Source organism: Rhizobium sp. P40RR-XXII (assembly GCF_012641405.1).
Taxonomy (GTDB): domain Bacteria; phylum Pseudomonadota; class Alphaproteobacteria; order Rhizobiales; family Rhizobiaceae; genus Rhizobium.
This window is the reverse complement of the sequence record NZ_JABAII010000006.1, coordinates 281,440-300,644: the sequence shown is the minus strand read 5'-3', so window position 1 is coordinate 300,644 and position 19,205 is coordinate 281,440. Positions and strand designations below refer to the sequence as shown.

The 19,205-nt window shown below is 58.3% G+C and carries 21 protein-coding genes; 2 read left to right on the top strand and 19 right to left on the bottom strand.

All coding sequences use genetic code 11. The features are described from left to right. Positions 1-44: 44 nt before the first annotated feature. The 4 genes from HGP16_RS14410 to HGP16_RS14395 are packed head-to-tail and all read right to left on the bottom strand — an operon-like array spanning position 45 to position 3,076. Positions 45-734 (bottom strand): ABC transporter permease, encoded by a 690-nt coding sequence (locus HGP16_RS14410; RefSeq protein WP_168840694.1) that lies wholly within the window; start codon positions 732-734, stop codon positions 45-47. A gap of 11 nt (positions 735-745) precedes the next feature. After that, positions 746-1,471 (bottom strand): ABC transporter permease, encoded by a 726-nt coding sequence (locus tag HGP16_RS14405; protein ID WP_168840693.1) that lies wholly within the window; start codon positions 1,469-1,471, stop codon positions 746-748. 11 nt (positions 1,472-1,482) lie between these two features. Then, entirely contained in the window at positions 1,483-2,256 is a 774-nt protein-coding gene (locus HGP16_RS14400; protein ID WP_168840692.1) for a transporter substrate-binding domain-containing protein, read from the bottom strand. Positions 2,257-2,296: 40 nt separating this feature from the next. Further along, positions 2,297-3,076, bottom strand: coding sequence for an ABC transporter ATP-binding protein (locus HGP16_RS14395; protein ID WP_168840691.1), 780 nt, complete (start codon positions 3,074-3,076; stop codon positions 2,297-2,299). Positions 3,077-3,261: 185 nt separating this feature from the next. Here HGP16_RS14395 and HGP16_RS14390 point away from each other — a divergent pair, with 185 nt between their 5' ends. Beyond that, positions 3,262-3,747, top strand: coding sequence for an Lrp/AsnC family transcriptional regulator (locus HGP16_RS14390; protein ID WP_168840690.1), 486 nt, complete (start codon positions 3,262-3,264; stop codon positions 3,745-3,747). A gap of 292 nt (positions 3,748-4,039) precedes the next feature. On the opposite strand, the gene HGP16_RS14385 is transcribed toward HGP16_RS14390, so the two are convergent. The 10 genes from HGP16_RS14385 to HGP16_RS14340 form a co-directional block, all read right to left on the bottom strand. Beyond that, positions 4,040-4,477 (bottom strand): YeeE/YedE family protein, encoded by a 438-nt coding sequence (locus HGP16_RS14385; protein WP_168840689.1) that lies wholly within the window; start codon positions 4,475-4,477, stop codon positions 4,040-4,042. Next, positions 4,474-4,881, bottom strand: a complete 408-nt coding sequence (locus tag HGP16_RS14380) for a YeeE/YedE family protein (protein WP_168840688.1) — start codon at positions 4,879-4,881, stop codon at positions 4,474-4,476. The genes HGP16_RS14385 and HGP16_RS14380 overlap by 4 nt, the downstream gene beginning before the upstream one ends. After that, complete coding sequence (bigR, locus tag HGP16_RS14375) at positions 4,878-5,222, bottom strand: sulfite-sensing transcriptional repressor BigR (RefSeq protein ID WP_168840687.1); 345 nt, start codon at positions 5,220-5,222, stop codon at positions 4,878-4,880. The genes HGP16_RS14380 and bigR overlap by 4 nt, the downstream gene beginning before the upstream one ends. After that, the gene (blh, locus tag HGP16_RS14370) at positions 5,216-6,511 is read right to left on the bottom strand and encodes a bifunctional sulfur transferase/dioxygenase Blh (RefSeq protein WP_168840686.1); all 1,296 of its coding nucleotides are present in this window, start codon (positions 6,509-6,511) and stop codon (positions 5,216-5,218) included. Before blh ends, bigR begins: the two co-directional genes overlap by 7 nt. A 119-nt stretch (positions 6,512-6,630) precedes the next feature. Further along, complete coding sequence (locus HGP16_RS14365) at positions 6,631-7,398, bottom strand: SDR family NAD(P)-dependent oxidoreductase (RefSeq protein WP_168840685.1); 768 nt, start codon at positions 7,396-7,398, stop codon at positions 6,631-6,633. 214 nt (positions 7,399-7,612) lie between these two features. Continuing rightward, entirely contained in the window at positions 7,613-8,374 is a 762-nt protein-coding gene (locus HGP16_RS14360) for an ABC transporter ATP-binding protein (protein ID WP_168840684.1), read from the bottom strand. Next, entirely contained in the window at positions 8,371-9,411 is a 1,041-nt protein-coding gene (locus HGP16_RS14355) for an iron ABC transporter permease (RefSeq protein ID WP_168840683.1), read from the bottom strand. The genes HGP16_RS14360 and HGP16_RS14355 overlap by 4 nt, the downstream gene beginning before the upstream one ends. Beyond that, a complete protein-coding gene (locus tag HGP16_RS14350; RefSeq protein ID WP_168840682.1) occupies positions 9,408-10,433 on the bottom strand; it encodes an ABC transporter substrate-binding protein in 1,026 nt (341 codons plus the stop codon). Before HGP16_RS14350 ends, HGP16_RS14355 begins: the two co-directional genes overlap by 4 nt. Before the next feature lie 172 nt (positions 10,434-10,605). After that, entirely contained in the window at positions 10,606-11,703 is a 1,098-nt protein-coding gene (gene dinB, locus HGP16_RS14345; protein WP_168840681.1) for a DNA polymerase IV, read from the bottom strand. Between the two features lie 151 nt (positions 11,704-11,854). Continuing rightward, positions 11,855-12,979: a helix-turn-helix domain-containing protein gene (locus tag HGP16_RS14340; protein ID WP_168840680.1), complete on the bottom strand. Its 1,125-nt coding sequence runs from the start codon at positions 12,977-12,979 to the stop codon at positions 11,855-11,857. Positions 12,980-13,476: 497 nt separating this feature from the next. On the opposite strand from HGP16_RS14340, the gene HGP16_RS14335 reads away from it, so the two are divergent. Further along, positions 13,477-13,782: a hypothetical protein gene (locus HGP16_RS14335; RefSeq protein WP_168840679.1), complete on the top strand. Its 306-nt coding sequence runs from the start codon at positions 13,477-13,479 to the stop codon at positions 13,780-13,782. A 116-nt stretch (positions 13,783-13,898) separates the two neighbouring features. Here the strand turns inward: HGP16_RS14335 and HGP16_RS14330 are convergent, their stop codons facing one another. Genes HGP16_RS14330 through HGP16_RS14310 form a run of 5 tightly spaced genes read right to left on the bottom strand, consistent with a single transcriptional unit; the run spans position 13,899 to position 19,161 of the window. Continuing rightward, positions 13,899-14,399, bottom strand: coding sequence for a DUF995 domain-containing protein (locus tag HGP16_RS14330; protein ID WP_168840678.1), 501 nt, complete (start codon positions 14,397-14,399; stop codon positions 13,899-13,901). A 28-nt stretch (positions 14,400-14,427) separates the two neighbouring features. Next, complete coding sequence (locus HGP16_RS14325) at positions 14,428-15,372, bottom strand: glycoside hydrolase family 26 protein (protein WP_168840677.1); 945 nt, start codon at positions 15,370-15,372, stop codon at positions 14,428-14,430. After that, on the bottom strand, positions 15,369-15,938 hold the full coding sequence (locus tag HGP16_RS14320) for a DUF995 domain-containing protein (protein WP_168840676.1): 570 nt from the start codon (positions 15,936-15,938) through the stop codon (positions 15,369-15,371). The genes HGP16_RS14325 and HGP16_RS14320 overlap by 4 nt, the downstream gene beginning before the upstream one ends. Continuing rightward, positions 15,922-17,340 carry a UDP-glucose/GDP-mannose dehydrogenase family protein gene (locus HGP16_RS14315; protein WP_168840675.1) on the bottom strand — a complete coding sequence of 473 codons (1,419 nt, stop codon included), beginning with the start codon at positions 17,338-17,340 and terminating at the stop codon, positions 15,922-15,924. Before HGP16_RS14315 ends, HGP16_RS14320 begins: the two co-directional genes overlap by 17 nt. Before the next feature lie 12 nt (positions 17,341-17,352). Further along, positions 17,353-19,161, bottom strand: a complete 1,809-nt coding sequence (locus tag HGP16_RS14310) for a glycosyltransferase family 2 protein (RefSeq protein WP_168840770.1) — start codon at positions 19,159-19,161, stop codon at positions 17,353-17,355. Positions 19,162-19,205 lie beyond the last annotated feature (44 nt).

Below are 19,205 nucleotides of genomic sequence, written 5' to 3'. Positions count from 1 at the left end.
GATTGGACATGCGGAGAGGTGGGAGCCTCCGCGACATGCCGTGGTTAGCGCCGCACGGGAACCTGCGCCTCCAGGAAGCGGAAGGCTCGCGCGATAATGGCGGTGATGATGAGGTAGAAGATGGTCACGACGATCAGCGGCTCGTAGACGAGCAGTGTGTCCTGACGCACCTTGGTGGCAACGGCGTAGAGATCCATCACCGTGACGGTGAAAGCCAGCGGCGTCGCTTTCAGCTGCATGACGATTTCGCCGCCGATCGTCGGCAGCGCAATGCGAATGGCGCGCGGCAGCCAGATGCGCCGCGTCAGCGTCAACGGCCGCATGCCAAAAGCGCGCCCGGCCTCCAGCTCGCCTTTCGGAACGGCAAGCAATGCGCCGCGCAGCACCTCCGCTTCGTATGCCGCGTAATTCAGCGTGAAGCTGACGGCGGCGAAGAAAAAGCCTTCGCGCAAGATCGGCCAAAGCAGGCTCTGGCGAAGACCGGGGATCATCGGCAAAAGAGAGCCGACGCCGTAATAGAGCAGCCAGAGCTGTATCAGCAGCGGCGTGCCCCGGAAGAAGGTGCAATAACCGCTGGCGAGATATCGGAGAAGACGACTGCTGCTGATCTGCGCGAAGGCGAGGCCGATTGCGATGATGAAGCCGAAGATGACGGAAATGGCGAGCAATGACAGCGTTTGCCAGGCCCCCGTCAACAGGAGCGGCCAATAAGAATTTATCCATGAGAAGGTCATGCCAACTCTCCTCACGCGAGCTTCGGTTGGCCGCGCCGCACCCGGCGTTCGATCAGCTTGAACACGGCATTCGAAACGAGCGTCAGGGCGAGATAGATGAGGGCGGAGGCCAGGAAAAAGATGAAGTAATGCTTGGTGCTCGCACCGGCGAGGCGCGTGGCAAGAGCGAGCTCCTGGTAGCCGACGACGGCGACGAGCGCGCTGTCTTTGGTGACCGACATCCATAAATTGGCAAGTCCAGGTAGCGCGTTCGGCAGCAGGGCCGGCAGGATGATGCGGCGGAAACGCAGACCAGGCCCCATGCCGAAAGCCTTTGCCGCCTCGACTTGGCCGATGGGAATGGCAAGGATTGCGCCGCGCAGCACCTCCGTCATGTAGGCGCCCTGCACGAAGGCGAGCACGGCGACGGCGACCGCGAAACCATTCAGTTCGAAGACCGGGAAATTAAGCGCCGCGAAGATCCGGTTGAGACCGTCCATTCCCGCATAGTAAAGCCCGACGATCAGGATCAGTTCGGGGACCGCACGGACGGCGGTGGTGTAGAGTTCCAGCAAAAGGCTCAGTGGCCTGATGCCGGAAAGCTTGCCAAGCGCACCGCCGATGCCGAGGGCGAGGCCGATCATAAAAGCACCGGCGGAGATGGCGACCGTGGAGGCGGCTCCCGTCAACAGTACTCCGCCCCATCCGGGCGGATAGGGGGAGAGCAGATCGAGAATGCCTTGCTGGGAGATCGCCATCGTCGCGTCGTTTACTTGGCGCCGTAGATGTCGAAGCTGAAATACTTCTTGGTGATTTCGTCGTATTTGCCGCTGGTGCGCACCGCCGCGATGGCTGCATTGAGCTTTGCCTTGAGCGCGGTGTCTTCCTTGCGCAGGCCACCGGAAACGCCGGCTCCGAGGATTTCCTTGTCGTCGGCCACGTCGCCCATCTTGGCACAGCAATCCTTGCCGCCGTCGCTCGTCAGGAAGGCATCGAGAGCAAGTGAATCGCCGAAGACATAATCGATGCGACCGGCGGCAAGATCCTGAAACGCCTCGTCGAGCGTCTGGTAGGTCTTTTCGTCCGCGACCTTGGCAAAGTACTTCTTGTAGTATTCCGACTGAATGGTCGACACCTGGATGCCGATGGTCTTGCCCTTGACATCGTCCGCCGTCGCTCCGGGCTTCTGATCCTTCGGACCGATCAGCGTGCTGGGCGTATTGTAGTATTTGTCCGTGAAATCGATGACCTTCGAACGTTCCGCCGTGTTCGACATCGACGACCAGATGACATCGAACTTCTTGCTCTGAAGCGCCGGAATGAGACCGTCCCAGGAAAGCTCGACGATCGAGCACTTCTCTTTCATCTGCTCGCAAACGGCGTCCATCATGTCGATTTCCCAGCCCTGCCATTTGCCGGAGGCATCCTTGGCGAAAAATGGCGGATAGGATTCGTTCATGATTCCGAAACGGACCTCGGCCTGTGCCGTGATGGTGGAAAGGGCAAGTGTTACGCCGGCAAGCAGCATGGGAAGCAGTTTCATGTGCGGAGTTCTCCTGGTGTTGTTGTCTGTGCGGGGAAGATCAGGGTGAAAGCATGCCGGTGAATTCACGGCAGCGGGCGCTGAGCGGCGCATCGAAGACCTGCTCCGGCGCGCCTTCTTCTTCGATCCGTCCCTGGTGCAGAAAAAGAACGTGGCTCGAGACGTCGCGGGCAAAGCGCATTTCATGCGTGACCAGCAGCATGGTCCGGCCTTCTTCCGCGAGATCGCGGATGACCTTGAGCACTTCGCCGACCAGTTCCGGGTCGAGCGCCGATGTCGGCTCGTCGAAGAGCATCACCGCCGGGTCGATGCAGAGGGCGCGAGCGATCGCTGCCCTTTGCTGCTGACCTCCGGAGAGAAAGGCCGGATAGGCATCGCGCTTGTCATAAAGTCCGACTTTGTCGAGAAGAGCCTGCGCCTTTTCGATCGCCTCGCGGCGAGGGACCCCTAGAACATGCACCGGAGCCTCGATGACGTTTTCGAGTACGGTCATGTGCGCCCAGAGATTGAAGCTCTGGAATACCATGCCGAGGCCCCTGCGGATCCGCTCGATCTGCCGCCAACTTTTCGGCTGCGTCCGTCCTTGGCGTGCCTGCTTCAAGGCGATTTCCTCGCCATTGACGACGATGCGTCCGCGGTCGGGCATTTCGAGCAGGTTTATGCATCGCAGAAACGTGCTCTTGCCGGAACCGGACGAGCCGATGATGGCAATGACATCGCCTTGCCTGGCCGTGGTTGAAACGCCCTTGAGGACTTCGTGTGAACCAAAGCTCTTGTGAAGATCTTCCACACAAAGTGCCAGGGAGGACGGCTCTGCCATGCATGATTCCGATAAAAGACAATTTGCGGAGAATATCGCGAAGATGAGCGGAGTTTGCGCGCAATTTTCGATCATTTTGCACAAAAAAAGCAAAAATCTATTTCAAGCGCATCTTTTGTGATAGAACAGGGATCTCACCACGCAATTTCACCGATCTGCCAGAGGAATGGGCCAGAGGAATGGGGATGGAAAGTCTGGATCGTTTTGATCGCGATATTCTCGATATCGTCCAACGCAACTGTCAGCTCACCGCTGAAGCAATCGCCGACGAGGTTGGCCTTTCGACCTCCGCCGTGCAGCGGCGTCTGAAGCGGTTGCGCGAGGATGGTATCATCAAGGCGGAAATTGCGGTCGTGGACCGCAAGGCGACCGGAACCTCGATGGTCTTCATCGTCGGTATGGAGATCGAGCGGGACAACTACGACGCGCTTGCCAAGTTCCGCCTTTGGGCGGAAAAACAGGATCACATCCAGCAGGTCTATTATGTCACCGGCGCTGTTGACCTCATTGCGATCGTCACCGCCAGCAATGTCGAGCACTATGACGACATCGCCGCCTTGATCATGGCGGAAAATCCCCAGATCCGCCGCATGCATACGAATGTGGTGTTGCGGGACGTGAAACTCGGATTATTCGTTCCGCTGGCAAATGGCGGCGAGGACGGCCGATAAATGGCAGATACGTGCCACGCATTCTTGCTAAGAGTTTGCCGGCAATGATCGATCCTCGATAGGATCGACCCGCCTTATGGCGTTCACGGCTGTCATGTCGCCATGCGTGTACCGTGTTGAGGCGGGCCTCTGTGCGTTTCGGATTTAAAGCTTGTAGTTTGTAGGCCTGGGATTGCCGGTCTCCGCTGACGTCTCTGAACATCAAAGAAAGCAGCACGACGAATATTTCGGTAGTGCTTTCTTTCCAGGAAAAGCGCTGCTGGCTTTTCGTGGAATTGCCGCAACATTGATATTACAGCAACCGTGCAAGCAAACGATCGTAGAGCACCATGCCGACCGCCATGGTAGCAACGAAGAGGAAGATGGGCGGCAGTGGCATCGAAAGGGCGGAAACGGCCGGGCCGGGGCAGAGGCCAGCCAAGCCCCAGCCACAACCAAAGATCGCTGAGCCCACAAGAAGGCGTGTATCGAGCGCCGTCGCCTGTGGCATGTGAAATTGCCCATCGAGCATGGGCTTCCGCAGCCGGCGTATAAGCATGACGCCGGGCGTTGCAACCAGCAGCGCGCCGCCAAGCACGAAAATCAGGCTGGGATCCCAATGACCGCCCGCCACATCGAGGAAGCCGAGGACCCGCGCGGGATCGATCATTCCGGACAAGGAGAGACCGAAGCCGAAGATTACCCCCGCAAGCATGGAGGCGGCTGACATTGCTAAGGTTTGGCTGTTCATCTCAGGGTTCCAATGATCGTCGCCATGACGATCCCTGCTGTAAGGAAGGTGACAGTCGCCGCGAGAGAGCGCTTTGAAAAGCGGGCAAGGCCGATAATGCCGTGGCCAGAGGTGCATCCCGATCCCATGCGGGTGCCGATGCCAACAAGTAGGCCGGCGGCCAGGACCATCGGCCAGGAGGTGGCAATTCTCACCACTGGCAGGTGCCCGAAGGTTGTCGCGTAGGCAAGAGGTCCCACGGCTAGACCGAGGATGAAAGCCATGTTTGTCGCAACCTGATGCCCACCGAGAAGACGGCCGACAATGCCGCTGATACCTGCAATCCGGCCATTGACGAGCAGGAGCAGCACCGCCGACAGGCCGAGCAGCATGCCGCCGAGGAGTGCGGGCAAGTATGGGGTCATGACCTTTCCTCCGGCAGGCAGAAGATCGAATAGAGCGCTTCGATAAGCTGCGCGGCTTTCTCCTCCGTCAATCGGTAGAAGATCTGCTTGGCCTCTCGACGGGTCTCGACAATACCCGCTTCGCGCAACACGCCGAGCTGTTGCGACAGATTGGGCTGATGGATGCCGAGCTTTTCCTCCAATTCGCTGACCGAATATTCGCCTTCAGCCAGGGTGCATGCGAGTATCAGCCGCATGGGATGCGCCAATGTCCGCAAGAGGGATGCGACCTCGGCCGACCGCCTCGCCATATCCTCGAGTGACATGGCGGAGAGAACCGATTTTTCGATTTCCGTTACCATGCAGCCCCCTGCAATGCGTCGAGCGGGAACTTGAGATAACGGCGGCCGTTGCCCTCAGGCTCCGGCAAGCGACCACCCTGGACATTCACCTGAAGTGCGTGGAGGATTAGCTTCGGCATGGGCAGTGTCCGGTCGCGCGCTTCGCGCAGCGCCACAAATCGGTCTTCCGTCATGTCGGCGAGATGCGGATTGGACCGCTTCTGCTCATCGAGCGTGCTCTCCCATTTCGGGTTTCGACCGCCAGGTTGATAATCGTGGCCGGTGAAAAGGCGCGTTTCATTGGGAAGCGTCAGGATCGCCTGAATGGAACTCCACAAAGCCTTGGCACTGCCGCCCGGAAAATCCGTCCGCGCCGTGCCCGAATCGGGCATGAATAGCGTGTCGTGAATGAAGGCTGCGTCGCCGACGACGTAGGTGACGGAAGCAAGCGTATGGCCGGGCGAGAATATTACGCGCCCCTCAAGATTGCCGACTTTGAACGTGTCACCATCGGCAAATATCCGATCCCATTGCGAGCCGTCGGCAGCCATATCCGGCTGATTGTAGACGTCTTTCCAGAGCTTCTGGATGTCAACCACATGCGAGCCTATCGCGGTCGATGCGCCAGTCTTCTGCTTAAGGTAGGAGGCTGCCGTGAAATGATCGGCATGGGGATGGGTATCGAGAATCCATTCAACGGTGAGTTCTTCGGCATGCACGTAATCCAGGATCGCATCGGCGTTGAGGGTTGCGGTGGCGCCGGATTTTTCGTCGAAATCCAAGACAGGATCGATGATGGCGCAAGTCCGAGTTGCCGGGTCGCTGACGACGTACTGGATGCTGCCGGTGCGCGCGTCGTAAAAGCCCCTGACATGGGGGATTTTCCTCTCTTTTCGAGCGAGCCAGTCGGCCGCGCCCGTCAGGTCAAACCCATGACCCTTACCGAAGGCCACCACGTCTTCGCGCTTCATCCGCCCGTCGAGCACCTCGCCGATTGCATAGAGCGCCAGCGCGCGCGTCCCGCTCTTGCAATGGGCAAGGACCGGCCCTTTCGCATCTTTCAACGTTTTCTGAAAGGCCTCGATATCTGCGTCGGTAATGGTGGAGTTGGTGACCGGCAGGAAGGTATAGCCGAGACCGACAGCGCGAGCGGCGGCGGCCTCGGCGGCGTTGCCGGGTTGACCCTGCTCTTCGCCGTCCGGACGAGCATTGATGACCGCCACGAAGCCGCGTTCCGCAAGGTCGGCGAAAGCGGCGGTATCCGGTTGGGCCGATACTGTCAGTCGATCATTGATTTGTGCGGCGTTCATGGCGCTGTTCTCTATTCAAATTAATATACATTATTATATATTGTATATTGAGTTGCGTCAAGAGAGCCTGCAGGCCTCGCAAGACGGCAATGAGACGCTGTTGCCGGGCTGTCAAAGGTTCAGATCGCGGTAAATCCGTTGTCGACGAAAAGATGGATGCCATTGACGAAATTGGACTCGTCGGAGGCGAGGTAGAGGGCGGCGCGCGCTACATCTTCCGGCTCTCCGATCCGGCCTTGCTGCGCGGCGATTGCTGCATCCGAAACATCAACACCAAGGGCCTGCAGCGCTGCCACCTCGTGCAAACCATGCGGCGTGCGGATGAAGCCGGGGCAAACGGCGTTGCAACGAATATTGCGATCGCGAAACTCGACGGCAATTGCGCGGGCGAACATGTGCACGGCGCCTTTCGTCGTATCGTAAAGCACTTCCATCGGCGTTGCCGCAACCGCCGAGATCGATGATGTGCAGACGATGGAGCCGCCGCCGGCCCCAATCATGCCCGGCAGCACTGCCTTCGTCATGAGAAACATGGATCGCACATTGACGCCATGCAACCATTCCCATTCCTTCAATGTTGTCTCGAGGAACGGCTTGATGACTATGGTGCCGGCATGATTGAAGAGTACGGTCACGGCGCCGAAACGCTCTTCGATACCTTTGACGGCCGCATTGACGGCTGCTTCGTCCGAAACGTCAGCCATCCAATAATCGGCAACGCCACCTGCGTGTTGAATGGCCTGCACCGTCTCCGCCGCCGCTGTGGCATTTCTGTCGATGATCGCGACCTTCGCACCTTCTGCCGCGAACAAGCGCGAGGCGGCTCCGCCCATGCCGGTGGCCCCGCCTGAAATAATGGCAATCTTGCCCTTGAGCCTATCCGCCATTCGTTCCTCCCGATGTTCTTCACTTTGGCATGCGGCATTGGTGCGTAATATAATTCTATGTATTCGCGGCGTCTCGCAAGCCCGGTGCGAGAGTAAGCCGTCTTTTGCTGGTAACGGAAATGGATGTCACGGTCCGTATGTCCGCTTACCGGATCAGACTGCTTCGATCGCATGCCGCCCGCAATCGAGAGGACAGGCGTTCGCTTCAAGTGACCTATCGCAGATAATGGATATGCGGCCGCTCGTGATGAGGCGAGATCTCGACCCGGGCTTCCACGGCGAAGACGTCCCGCAGAAGGTCCTCGGTTAGCACATCTCCCGGGGCGCCGGTGGCCACGATCCGGCCGTGCTGCATGATGATCAGCTCGTCGCAGAACATGGCGGCATGGTTGAGATCGTGAAGAGCGATGATGCTGGTGATCGGCAGGCCGGAAACCAGCCGCATCAGGCTGATCTGATGCTGGATGTCGAGATGATTGGTCGGCTCGTCGAGGATGAGCTCCTTCGGTGCCTGTGCCAGGGCGCGGGCAATGTGGGTCCGTTGCTTTTCACCGCCCGACAGGCTCTGCCAACGGTCGTTGCGCTTCTCCTTCATGCCGGCGCGCTCAAGCGCATTTTCCACCGTCTCGTCATCGGCCGAAGTCCAGCCTGAAAACATCGACCGATGCGGAAATCGGCCGAGCTTTACGACGTCGATGACCTGGAGATTGGCATTGGTCGTGCTGTGCTGCTCGACAAAGGCCACACGCCGTGCGATCGCCCGGCGAGGCATCTTCTCAAGATCGCGCCCGTCAAGCGTGATGCGGCCGGAATTGGGTCCCTTCAATCCGGCCAGTAGACGCAGGAGCGACGTCTTTCCCGATCCGTTCGGCCCGAGCAGGCCGAGCATTTTTCCCGCGGGCGCTTCGAAGGAGACGCCGTCGAGTATGGTCTTCCTGCCGATTTTCAAGATGATGTTATCAGCCTTGATGCTCATGATGCGCGCTGGAACCGGTAGAGAATGATCGCAAAGAAAGGGACGCCGACAAGCGCCGTGACCACCCCGATCGGCAGAACCTGCTGGGGGATGAGTGCGCGCGAGGTGATATCCGCCAGCACCATGAACATCGCGCCGATGATGGCGCAAGCCGGCAACAGCCTGACGTGAAGCGGCCCGACGACGAAGCGGGCCGCATGCGGGACGACGAGGCCGACAAAGCCGATCGAGCCGACCATGCTGACGATGGTCGCCGTCATTATCGCGGTCAGCGCAAAGAGCCCCACCCGCGCTCGCCCGACATTGACGCCAAGGGACGAGGCTGCCTCGTCGCCAAAGGCGAAGGCGTCGAGGACGCGGGCGTAGAGCAGACAGGCAGCAAGCCCGAAACCGACAACGGTCGATACCAGCGTGAATTCCGGCCAGCGGACACCGCCGAAACTGCCGAGCAGCCAGAACATCACATCCCGTGCCTGTTGTGCGTTTCCCGATGTCGTTACGATATAGGACGTCGCTGCGTTGAATAGCTGCGAGGCGGCAACGCCGGCAAGGATCGTGCGGTCGGCGCCACCTCGTGTGCCGTTAGAAAGGAGAGCGACGAAGAAAAAGGCGGCGAATGCGCCGGCAAAGGCACCGGCCGACAGCGAAACCGCCCCCGCGCCAATGCCTAGAATGACGATTGCGACGGCACCGGTCGAGGCGCCCGCCGAGATGCCGAGCACATAGGGTTCGGCAAGGGGATTTCGAAGGAGCGACTGCAGGATTGCCCCGGACAGCGCCAACCCCGCACCGCAGAAAGCCGCCACCAATGCCCGGCTGAGACGATAGTCCCAGATGACCGTTTCGTGGATGCGGTTGAGCTCCACGCCCGTCCAGCCGAGCCTGTTGGTGATGGCGTAGAACGTCGTTGATAGCGGGATCGGCAGATCACCGATGCCGACGCTGACACCGATGATCAGGCCGATCGCTGCGAGGCAGGCCAATAGCAACAGGCCGAAGACAGCCAGGTGCTGGAGATTGCGATACGCGTCGATCACTTCAGCAGACCAAGCGCCTTGAGCTGCGCCGCCACCTGCTCGGCGCCATAGATCGTGCGGATGGTCGGGTTCATGGCCTGGCCGTCCATGACGACAATGGCCTTGTTCTTGACGGCGGGAAGCTGGCTGACGGCCGGGTCGGCGGTGAGAAACTTGATCTTGGCTTCCGGCTTGTCGAGCTCCCAGCGATTGCGGTCGAGACTGGCAACGACAATGACGTCAGGATTGGCCGCGATGATGCTCTCCCAGCCGAGTGTCGGCCACTCCGCTTCGGCGGTAATGGCATTGCGGCCGCCAACCAGGTCGGCGATGAAGCCGGAGGCGCCGTTCTTTCCGCCCAGATAGGCGTCGGAAGAGGGGGATTGGCTCGAAAACCAGAAGACGTAGGAAAGCTGCTTGCCGTCTTTCGACACGCGAGAGCGCAGTGCGGCCTCGCGCGCCTTGAAATCCGTGATAAATGCCTGTCCGCGGTCGGGCACATCGAAGATCTGAGAGAGCTCGTCGATCTCCTTATAGAGGAGATCCATGTTCCATAGCTCTTTGCGGCTGCCGTACTGGTCCTTGACCGCGGCCGTGCTCAGGCACGTGCTGGGAGACAGATAGGTCGGGATGCCGATCTTCTCGAAATCCTCGCGCTTGGCGACCTTGCTGTTCGGTCCCATCAGGCTTGGTAAGGCAACAGCCACGAAATCGGGATTTTCCGAGAGGATCGATTCAAACGTCGGGAACTCGACGGTCAGCAATTTGACCTTGGAATTCGCCTCGGCGAGCTCAGGCAGAACCTTGCTCGGCCAGAAGGCGGTGCCGACCATTTTGTCCTGCAGACCAAGCAAAAGAAGAATTTCGGCACTGTTCTGGCCTAGCCCGATCGCCCGTTCCGGTGCTTTCTGAAATGTGACCTTGGCGCCGCAATTGTCGATTGTCAGGGGATAGCTGGTCGATGCGGCGGACGCCGCCGGTACGGCAAGGCCGAGCGCCGCGCAAAGGGCCGAGACGGCCAAAAGTGATTTCAATATGGTCACGAAAAACATCCTGATCGTTTGCGGCCAAATATGAACGGGTAAAAACACCCGCGGCGGTATAGCCTTGTCACCCGGTGACAAACAAGAGGAATTTACTCATATTTCTGCAGATTCCGCGCGCGCCGACCGAGACAAAGCCCGGATTCGCCGGTATCGCTTCCGTGACCGACCGTCAGATACCGAGATCGAGCTGCGATTGTGATCGGTCATCTTCGGTTCCTTCGTTCGTTAGGGAGGAAAGCGTGATGCCGAGCAGCCGAACGGGCCGCTTGAACGGATGGACGGTTGCCAGAAGCGCGGTTGCCGCTTCAAGGATTTCACCCATATTCGTGACCGGAAATAGGGTTGTCCGACTGCGCGTTGCCTGCGTGAAATCCGAATATTTGATCTTCACGGTCACCGTCTTGCCGCTGATGCCGCTTGTCTCGCAGTAGCGCCAGACCTTTTCTGCCAACGGCCGCAATTCTGCCGTCGCCGGATCGAGGTCGTCGATATCCTCGGGAAACGTATCTTCCGCGCCGACGGATTTACGGATCCGGTCGGGCCTCACCTGGCGTTGGTCGATGCCGCGGGCAATCCCATAGAAATATGGCCCGGCCTTTCCGAAATGCTCCTGCAGGAAGGCCAGCGACTTCGATTTTAGATCGAGCCCGGTTTCGATCCCGTACTTGCGCATACGCTCGGCGGTCGCCGGTCCGACACCATGGAATTTGCTGACCGGGAGAGCCTCGACAAATGCCGGTCCGTTCTTCGGCGTGATCACCGCCTGGCCGTTGGGCTTGTTCAGATCGCTCGCCATCTTGGCAAGGAACTTGTTATAGGAGATGCCGGCTGAGGCATTGAGTCCGGTGATCTGCTTGATCCTCGCCCGGATCTCCAGCGCGACCTCGGTGGCGATCTGCATGCCCTTGAGGTTTTCGGTGACGTCGAGATACGCCTCGTCGAGCGAGAGCGGCTCGATCAGTGGCGTATATTCGGCGAAGATCTCGCGGATCTGCTGCGATACGGCCTTATAGACGTCGAAGCGCGGCGGCACGAAAATCAAATCCGGGCATTTGCGTTTCGCCGTCACCGACGGCATGGCCGAGCGAACGCCGAAGGCGCGGGCCTCATAGCTTGCTGCCGCCACCACGCCGCGCGCGGCGGACCCGCCGACCGCAAGCGGCTTGCCGCGCAGTTCGGGATTGTCCCGCTGTTCGACCGACGCGTAAAAGGCATCCATGTCCACATGGATGATTTTGCGGACAGGCGTCGAGCTCATATCGTTCATTATCGTCTCGGCAATCGGAGTTCCGTTTCAGCATTACCGCAAATCGTGGTGGACTGAAACAAATGCGGAACATATCATCCTTAGCGGCGATATCAAACCGACTGCGGAGCTTGTCGGACAGAGCTTAGTGACATCGCGGCAAGCCGGATTGTCAAAGCCCAAGCGTGCTGAGCCAATTATCGAAACTCGACACAGCCGTGCGCGACGGCGCTTCCATCTTGAAATCCCGTGAATGCCTGCGCACTTCGCTTGGATTGTAGCCGAACTCATGCGTGAAGGCCCGGCAGAAGTTGGCGGCGGACTCGAAGGCGAACTGATTGGCGATCTCGCCGATTTTCCGGCCGTCGGCGGGATCGTTAAGTGCGGCGCGCGCAGCCAGAAGCCGTCTTCTTCGGATGTAGTTGAGCACTCCGCTCGAGGTTTGGAACAGCTCGTAAAGACGGGTCCGCGAAATTGCCAGTTCACGACTTAGGGTTTCCGGCGTCAATTCCGCGGATCCGAGATTGTTCTGAATGAAGTGCCTTGCCCGGGTCATCAACCCACTTTGCGATATCTCGCCATCGATCTGGCCGTGCACCAAGGGGGAAATTGTGTGAAACACCATCTCGCGAAGCTGATTCCTGATGCTTGGAAGATCGTCTCTGGTTAAACGAAGAAGATTGACTTCGAGAAAATCTATGTAACTCGAAAGTAACGAGACGCGCTCACCTCCAAGCACAATATTGCTGCTGGCGCTCGGCAGTCCACCATGAGCGGCAAACAGATCGAATGGCAGGATCAGCGTCGTGGATCGCGCCGGCAAGGTCCGTCCGTAAAAGGGGTAGCCCAGCATTCGGATTTCCATCATGCCGGGCTCGTTTTCCACGACATTGCCGTTGACGCTCGTCCATGTCTTTCCGGTGCGCAGGAAGGTGATCTGCCAGTGATCTATCGAACTGAAGCGCACCTTTTCCGCGGAGCGTTCGAAGCTGAACGCTGGGGCCTCCTGCTGAATGAGCAAGACACCTTCGAGGTTCCATGCGACCTGCTTAACCGCGAACGGCTCATCGGCTTTTGCTTGATTCTGCAATCGCATATCGATCAGCGGGGCCATGCGCTCCTGCCAGGCCGCAAATTGCCGATCGGGACGCAGTTCCTCCGTTGAAAACGGCAGCGACGCCAATTCCGTACTTTCCGGGATCTCGCTGTAAAGCGGCATCTGCGCAGAACGAGGCCAGCGCCGCCGCTCGGCAGCCTTGGGCTGTTCAAAAGAAATATCTGCTTTGCCCAACATCATTGCAGCGATCCCTCGATACTACATGGCGAGTTTAGTTGCCGTGATTGCAGCGCGCCCACCGAAAATTCCGCAGCTGACGCACAGCAGTTGATCATATTAAAGCCGGAATTTGTTTGTGGATTAGCCGCCGTCTCGTGATACCCAGCCTGATTTCCAACTTTTCAAGCCGGCACAAATCTGATCCCATAGTGTAACAGGAAGAGAGAGGGATAAACGCACGATAGGTTGCGTCCTCATCGTTGATGAGGCGGACATTTCTGTTCGGTAGCGCGGCGAGCAGCCTGGCAAAAGGCCAAACTGCCCGGCTGATGATTTCCTGCGGCCATCGCAAGGAACGCAAAACTAATACCCGAGAGGGTCGCATTGCCGCAAACCTTACTTCAATACTTGTAACGGTTACTTAAGCATTATTCTCTAATAATTTCAAGAATTTTATCGAGAGGCCGCAATAAATTAATGGCAACACAAACGAACGTAGAGGATATGGAAGTAAGCAAATGGTAGTAAACCCGATTGAGCCGAAGTTTTATCTTTCCCGCCTTGTATCAAGCTTGACTTCTGTTTGCTTGTGCGCCCTTTTTCTTGCCTATCCGGTGGAAAATGCGGTTTCCGCACCTGTGGACAAATATAAGTACAAGACCATCGATCTGTACATGAAGAAAAGCGAAAGCAATATGTACTTTTATGGGACCGGTCAGATTCGCAAGAGGGCAACGGTTTCCGCTGATGAGTATTTCAAGGGGGCGCCCTATATCTGCACGCCAAGCGGCTTTGGACACACGTCACATTGCTACAATCGGTGACCAAACGGAAACCGCCTGGCAATTGATCCCGCCTTGCCAGAACGGTCCCGGATGTCTCGATCCATCGCGATGCGTCGGTTGATCTCGACTGCTCAATATCTTTCCCGTGTCCGGTCTTAGCTGGGCAAGTGCCGGATGACGTAGTTGCTTCCGCGCAGTTTCATTGCCTCGTCGTCATGTCTTAGCGGGTTGTGACGAAATACATACCACTTCCCGTCAGGTAGACGCTTCTGATAGATGGCGCCGTCTTTTTCACGGTGCAGAAAGCAGGACGTCTTTTCCACATCGTACTTCTTGCTTTGCCAACGTGCCTTCATGCATAACTTGCCGTTGAAGGTCGCGTACCAGGTGCCTTTGGCATAGGTTCTCTCGGCACCGTTATGCGACCAGGCCATGAAGGTGCCTTGTTTGGCCGAAAAGTAGCCGGCACCGTCTTTCCAGATCCAGGATCGGCCGGAGTAGAGGCTTCGCACGTCTGAAGCGCTGATCGATGTTGCTTGAATGGCCGAGCGCTCGATCATCCAATCGGCATGCTGCGGGCTCGCAGCATGTGCCGGTCCGCCCAGCAGTAACAGCGATATGGCTGCACTTGATATCGAGAGTCTTAAGAGGGACATCTTTGCCTCCACTTCCGTTGTTGTTGGTTCAATTCAACAGAGGGCTGGCCACACGCCAGTCCGGCCGTCCAAGACCATGGGGCCACGGATAAACCTCGCGATCGTCGAAATACACCACCCCCACGATGTTCTTGAATTCGTCATGCGGTTTGGCGGCCTCTTCAGCCCAGGCATGGACATAGGCTTCGCTTCCCTGGTAGCCCAGCTCGGCGATAACAATCGGCTTTCCAAAGGCTTTGACGCGGTCATAGCCCGGTTTGGTCGCTTCGACGAAAGTCGAATCACGCCCGAGCATGAGCTGATCGAAAGGTTGATAGCCGAAGACTGACAGGCCCACGACATCGACATATCGATCGCCAGGATAATAGGCTTCGAGCCCTTCCTTGCCCATCGGCGACCACATGTATTTGGCGGATGGAAGATCGCGACGGCAGACATCGACGGCATGTCTATATGCCTTCACATATTGCGACGGGCTCCAGTAGGCCCAGGTGAACTGCCCGTTCTTCTCGTCCATTTCATGGGCCCAGCGAATGGTCACCGGTTGCTTGAGCTTGGCGGCGGCCGAGCATATCGATGCCATGTTCGTATCGTAGTGCCCATCCATGATCCCCTGGAAAAGATCGTCTGGCGTGACGCGCCAGTTGCGCGCCCAGGACCAGGGCTCGACTGTAATCAACAAGGAGCGACCACGCTCGCGGGCATAGGTGTCCGCGACCCCGAGTGTCGACAGATCGACATCCTCCCAGGGAAGGAAGACATGCTCGATCTTGGGATTGGGGTCATTTGAGAAATCGCCGTTCGGATCGTATGCGCCTGACGGCAACGATTGCGGCGTGATGATCGGCCTCTTGTCGTGGAACATGCTTTGACCGCCGCCCGCCGTTTCGAGGCCATTATTTGCTGCGTAAATCGCTCCGGACAAACCTGCGAAGCAAACGACGGCTGCGGTAAACTTGAATGCCGTTTTCATTGGACTGCCTCCTTCTTCAGTTCGGCCTTGCTCGTGCTCAAGGTGGCTTTCACGATGCTCAGTCGTTCAGTAACCAGATCGTTGGCGACCAACTTTTGCGCCTCATCGGCGTCTTTGGCCGCGGCATGGCGAAATATGAACCATGCCCCACCGGGCTCACGCTTCTGGTATACGGTTTCATTGAGAATGCGGTGCAGGAAGCAGGTCTTGGCCGGGAACTTGCCGTTCGCCGCGTACCAGGTTGCTTCGAAGCACATACGTCCGGCATCGCTGACGCTCCAGCGGCCCTCGGCCCAGGATTTACCTCCCTTGCCGTCAACCCAGGCAGCGAAATGACGATTTGCGTCCTGCATTTGCCCTGCGCCATCCGGCCACTGCCAGTTCTTGTCGCGATATAGTTGGTAAAGCTCATACGCCGTCATGGGGCGAGCGTCGACCGGCAGTTTAAGGCCCTTGCTCGCGGCAACCGCGCTGCTTGACGCGACGGATCCAAGGGCGATGACGGCGGCAAGCGTCGCCGCGCCTAGGCGGATGAGGGCGCGCGGTTTGTTATATAATGATACCATTGTCTTTCTCCCGCATAGCAATTGGTATGATTTTCGCGGTCCCTAGGGACCTGTTCCTCTGTCTCGCCATGCTACGAACATCGCCCTTTGTGCTGGCCGAATTTCCGATGGTGGAAATGCGGAATCCGAGTTGCACGGCAGCGTCCCTGCGAAAAGCGTTTCTGAGATCCACCAGTATCGGCTGGCGCATGTTCGCCTTGATCTGGACCAGGTCGAGATCCCTAATGATTGCCCATTCCGTCACGACGACCGCTGCGTCAGCGTTTCGCGCACAATCATAAGGATCGTCGCAGAACACCACATCATCGAGGATCTTCGCGGCATTCTCGACACCCATCGGATCATAAGCTCGAATATGACCGCCAAAGCGCTGGAGCGCTTCGATCAGCGGGATCGAGGGGGCTTCGCGCATGTCGTCCGTGTCGGGTTTGCAGGTGAGGCCCAGAATGGCGATGGTCAGACCGTCTATATTGCCGCCAAGCGCTTCGACGACCCTGAGCGCCATGCGCCGCTTGCGGGCATCATTCGCCGCAACGGTTTCCTCGATCACACGCAGCGGGACGCCATGATCCTGTGCGGTTCGCAGAAGAGCGAGCGTATCCCCCGGAAAACAGGAGCCGCCAAAGCCGGGGCCTGCCGTCAGGAAGGTCGTGCCTATACGCTTGTCCAATCCCATCCCGAGCGCCAGTTCCTCGACATCGCTGCCCAGCCGTTCGCAAAGGTCGGCGAGCTCGTTGATGAAGGTTATTTTCGTCGCCAGAAATGCGTTGGCCGCATATTTGATCAATTCCGCAGTTCGCCGTGCCGTCACCACAACCGGTATATCTTGGAGATCCATCGGGTCGGCGTAGAGTTCCAGGAGCCGCTTATAGGCACGCTCGTCGTCGACGCCGACAACGACACGGTCCGGCGTGAGCGCGTTCTTTACCGCAACGCCTTCGCACAGGAACTCCGGGTTGGACGCTACGGAAAACGTGCATGGTTTCCGCGTCGCAGCGATGATCTTCTGCACCATGTCGCCGGTGCCGACGGGCGCGGTCGATCTAACGACGACAACCGTGTTGTCCGCTATCAACGGCGCAAGGTCGCTTGCTGTACGATAGAGGCAGGAAAGATCGGGTTCACCTCGATCGCCGTGAGGCGGGACGTTGACAGCGATAAAGACGATAGCGGCTTCCTTTAACGCCTTGGCGAGATTGCAGGTGAAATCGAGCCGTCCCGACGCACAGTTTCGTTCGACCATTTCGTCGAGGTGCGGCTCGTAGATCGGCATTCTGCCCTGCCGCAGGCCTGCTATCTTCGGCGGATCCTTGTCCACGCAGACGACGATATGACCCCACTCGGCGAAGCATGCGCCGCTGACCAAACCCACATATCCCGTTCCGACAACAGCTATTTTCATCTTTTGTCGCGCTTATGCGCCCCTCCTGTCGGGAATTTCCGTCATTGCGTTGGCGTCATGCCAGTGCGGGTCGAACATAATACGGTGCAGCTTGTGTCCGCTGACGCCTGCCCCCGCCACCGACGAACGCTGCACGAAAAGCGCATAGCCGCTGGCGCTCCATGTCAGCGACAGCACTCCGTCGGGGCCGCGCTCTGTGGCCGCAAGCCCTGGCAGAGCGATGAGAACAAGCAATGCGCTTGCAACGGCAGAGCGATAGAAGCGGCTGCTCATGGAGACGGTGTTCTCCTGCACATGCTTCAGAATGATCACCAATAGCAGCAGCGTGTAGACCGTCGCATTCATGGTCGCGAAGATATAGAATCCGCTCGTTTCTCCAGCATCACGAACCGTCAGGACAGGCGCTATGGAAACGAGAGACAGAAGCGCATAAGGCGCCAGCACGCGGAAAGGCAATGGATCGACGTTGGACGTGCCTTTCGGGGTGACGCGAAAATCGACGAAAGATCCAGTCGTCCAATCGCGTATCGCCGCGATTGTCCCGGCAAGCGCCCATGGCCAGCGCGCGAACAGAAACAGCGTCACTTCCCAGCTGAGAATTTTGGCATCAACCGGCCTGAACGTGCCGGTACGGCGCCAGCGATAGGCGAATGCGATCAGCAGGAACGATTGCGGCAGGAAGTGCAGCAGAAAATCGGGATAGGACACATTGACGAAGTTCCGCCCTCCCATGAGCGCTATTATCGGCAGCACGAACATCAGAGTCATGAACAGTGCAAACAGCGGATACCAGAGCTGCGAGAACAGGAATTGCGCTCTTAACCGAGGCGGCAAGCAGGGCAGCAACTTAGGCGAATACTGCAGCAAGATCATCATCAGGCTGCGTGACCATTGGAATTCCTGGGTGATGAGGTCGGTAAAGGTGCGCGGGCCATCGCCATGAGCAATCGCATCGATGGCGTGAACGCCGCGCCAGCCGTGTGCATTCATCATGAGCGTCGTCGAATGATCCTCGGCGAGTTCCGGTCCGAGGCCGCTGATATCTTTCAGAGCTGCAGTGCGGACAGCATAGTGCGAGCCGATACAGAGCGGTGCCAGGCCGTTGTTGAAACCGGCTTGCAGTGATCCATGCATACTCGCCTCGGCGTAGAGACGTCCCCGAGCAGACCAGCTCTCGTGAGCGTTGCTATCGCAGATGCTGGGTGCCGACACGTAGCCAACCGCAGGATCGGCGAATGGACGCAACATCTGATAAAGATAGTCCTGGCTCGGCACGTGATCGGCATCGAGCTGGGCGACGTAGTCATAACGTTCATAGCCATAATGGTCATAGAAGAAGGCGAGATTTCCCTCCTTGCAGCGCGTGCGCCGCGGCCACGTTTGGCGGTGATAATCGTCCCGCCCTTTGCGGGTGGACAGCTGAACGCCGTGCCTGCGGCACCAATCGATCGTCGCGGATGAGGGGTCCTCGTCAGCCAGCCAGGTATCATGCGGCACTTCCTGGGCCAGCATGGCTTGCAGGGTGCGCGCAACGACATCGAACGGTTCCGACGGCGCTTTTGTCACCACCATTGCCACACGGCTGCCCGCAGGCAGGCGCAGCGGCCCGTTTGGCTTCCGCGCGCGATAGAATACAACCACGAAATAGGCCGGAAGAAGTGTCGTCCATGCCAGAACGGTGGTGATCAGAATCGATCCGAGCGGATCGATATGATGGGTCGGCAGGAGCCACCAGCGCCAAAGGTAAACGAGCGCCGCAAACCATATCGCGGCACAGACGATATATTCCGTGCGCCGATAGCCTGAGAGGATCGGAACCATCAGTGGCTCGTCCTGTGCGGCGGATCTGTTTATCGTGGGCGTCC

What these genes read in the sequence shown, in the direction of transcription:
- dinB (WP_168840681.1), bottom strand. Translation starts at nt 11,703, where the DNA reads ATGAACGATATGAGCTCGACGCCTGTCCGCAAAATCATCCATGTGGAC.
- HGP16_RS14335 (WP_168840679.1), top strand. Translation starts at nt 13,477, where the DNA reads ATGGTAGTAAACCCGATTGAGCCGAAGTTTTATCTTTCCCGCCTTGTA.
- HGP16_RS14365 (WP_168840685.1), bottom strand. Translation starts at nt 7,398, where the DNA reads ATGGCGGATAGGCTCAAGGGCAAGATTGCCATTATTTCAGGCGGGGCC.
- HGP16_RS14385 (WP_168840689.1), bottom strand. Translation starts at nt 4,477, where the DNA reads ATGAACAGCCAAACCTTAGCAATGTCAGCCGCCTCCATGCTTGCGGGG.
- HGP16_RS14380 (WP_168840688.1), bottom strand. Translation starts at nt 4,881, where the DNA reads ATGACCCCATACTTGCCCGCACTCCTCGGCGGCATGCTGCTCGGCCTG.
- HGP16_RS14340 (WP_168840680.1), bottom strand. Translation starts at nt 12,979, where the DNA reads ATGATGTTGGGCAAAGCAGATATTTCTTTTGAACAGCCCAAGGCTGCC.
- HGP16_RS14410 (WP_168840694.1), bottom strand. Translation starts at nt 734, where the DNA reads ATGACCTTCTCATGGATAAATTCTTATTGGCCGCTCCTGTTGACGGGG.
- HGP16_RS14325 (WP_168840677.1), bottom strand. Translation starts at nt 15,372, where the DNA reads ATGAAAACGGCATTCAAGTTTACCGCAGCCGTCGTTTGCTTCGCAGGT.
- HGP16_RS14390 (WP_168840690.1), top strand. Translation starts at nt 3,262, where the DNA reads ATGGAAAGTCTGGATCGTTTTGATCGCGATATTCTCGATATCGTCCAA.
- HGP16_RS14330 (WP_168840678.1), bottom strand. Translation starts at nt 14,399, where the DNA reads ATGTCCCTCTTAAGACTCTCGATATCAAGTGCAGCCATATCGCTGTTA.
- HGP16_RS14395 (WP_168840691.1), bottom strand. Translation starts at nt 3,076, where the DNA reads ATGGCAGAGCCGTCCTCCCTGGCACTTTGTGTGGAAGATCTTCACAAG.
- HGP16_RS14400 (WP_168840692.1), bottom strand. Translation starts at nt 2,256, where the DNA reads ATGAAACTGCTTCCCATGCTGCTTGCCGGCGTAACACTTGCCCTTTCC.
- HGP16_RS14310 (WP_168840770.1), bottom strand. Translation starts at nt 19,161, where the DNA reads ATGGTTCCGATCCTCTCAGGCTATCGGCGCACGGAATATATCGTCTGT.
- blh (WP_168840686.1), bottom strand. Translation starts at nt 6,511, where the DNA reads ATGAACGCCGCACAAATCAATGATCGACTGACAGTATCGGCCCAACCG.
- HGP16_RS14405 (WP_168840693.1), bottom strand. Translation starts at nt 1,471, where the DNA reads ATGGCGATCTCCCAGCAAGGCATTCTCGATCTGCTCTCCCCCTATCCG.
- HGP16_RS14360 (WP_168840684.1), bottom strand. Translation starts at nt 8,374, where the DNA reads ATGAGCATCAAGGCTGATAACATCATCTTGAAAATCGGCAGGAAGACC.
- HGP16_RS14315 (WP_168840675.1), bottom strand. Translation starts at nt 17,340, where the DNA reads ATGAAAATAGCTGTTGTCGGAACGGGATATGTGGGTTTGGTCAGCGGC.
- bigR (WP_168840687.1), bottom strand. Translation starts at nt 5,222, where the DNA reads ATGGTAACGGAAATCGAAAAATCGGTTCTCTCCGCCATGTCACTCGAG.
- HGP16_RS14320 (WP_168840676.1), bottom strand. Translation starts at nt 15,938, where the DNA reads ATGGTATCATTATATAACAAACCGCGCGCCCTCATCCGCCTAGGCGCG.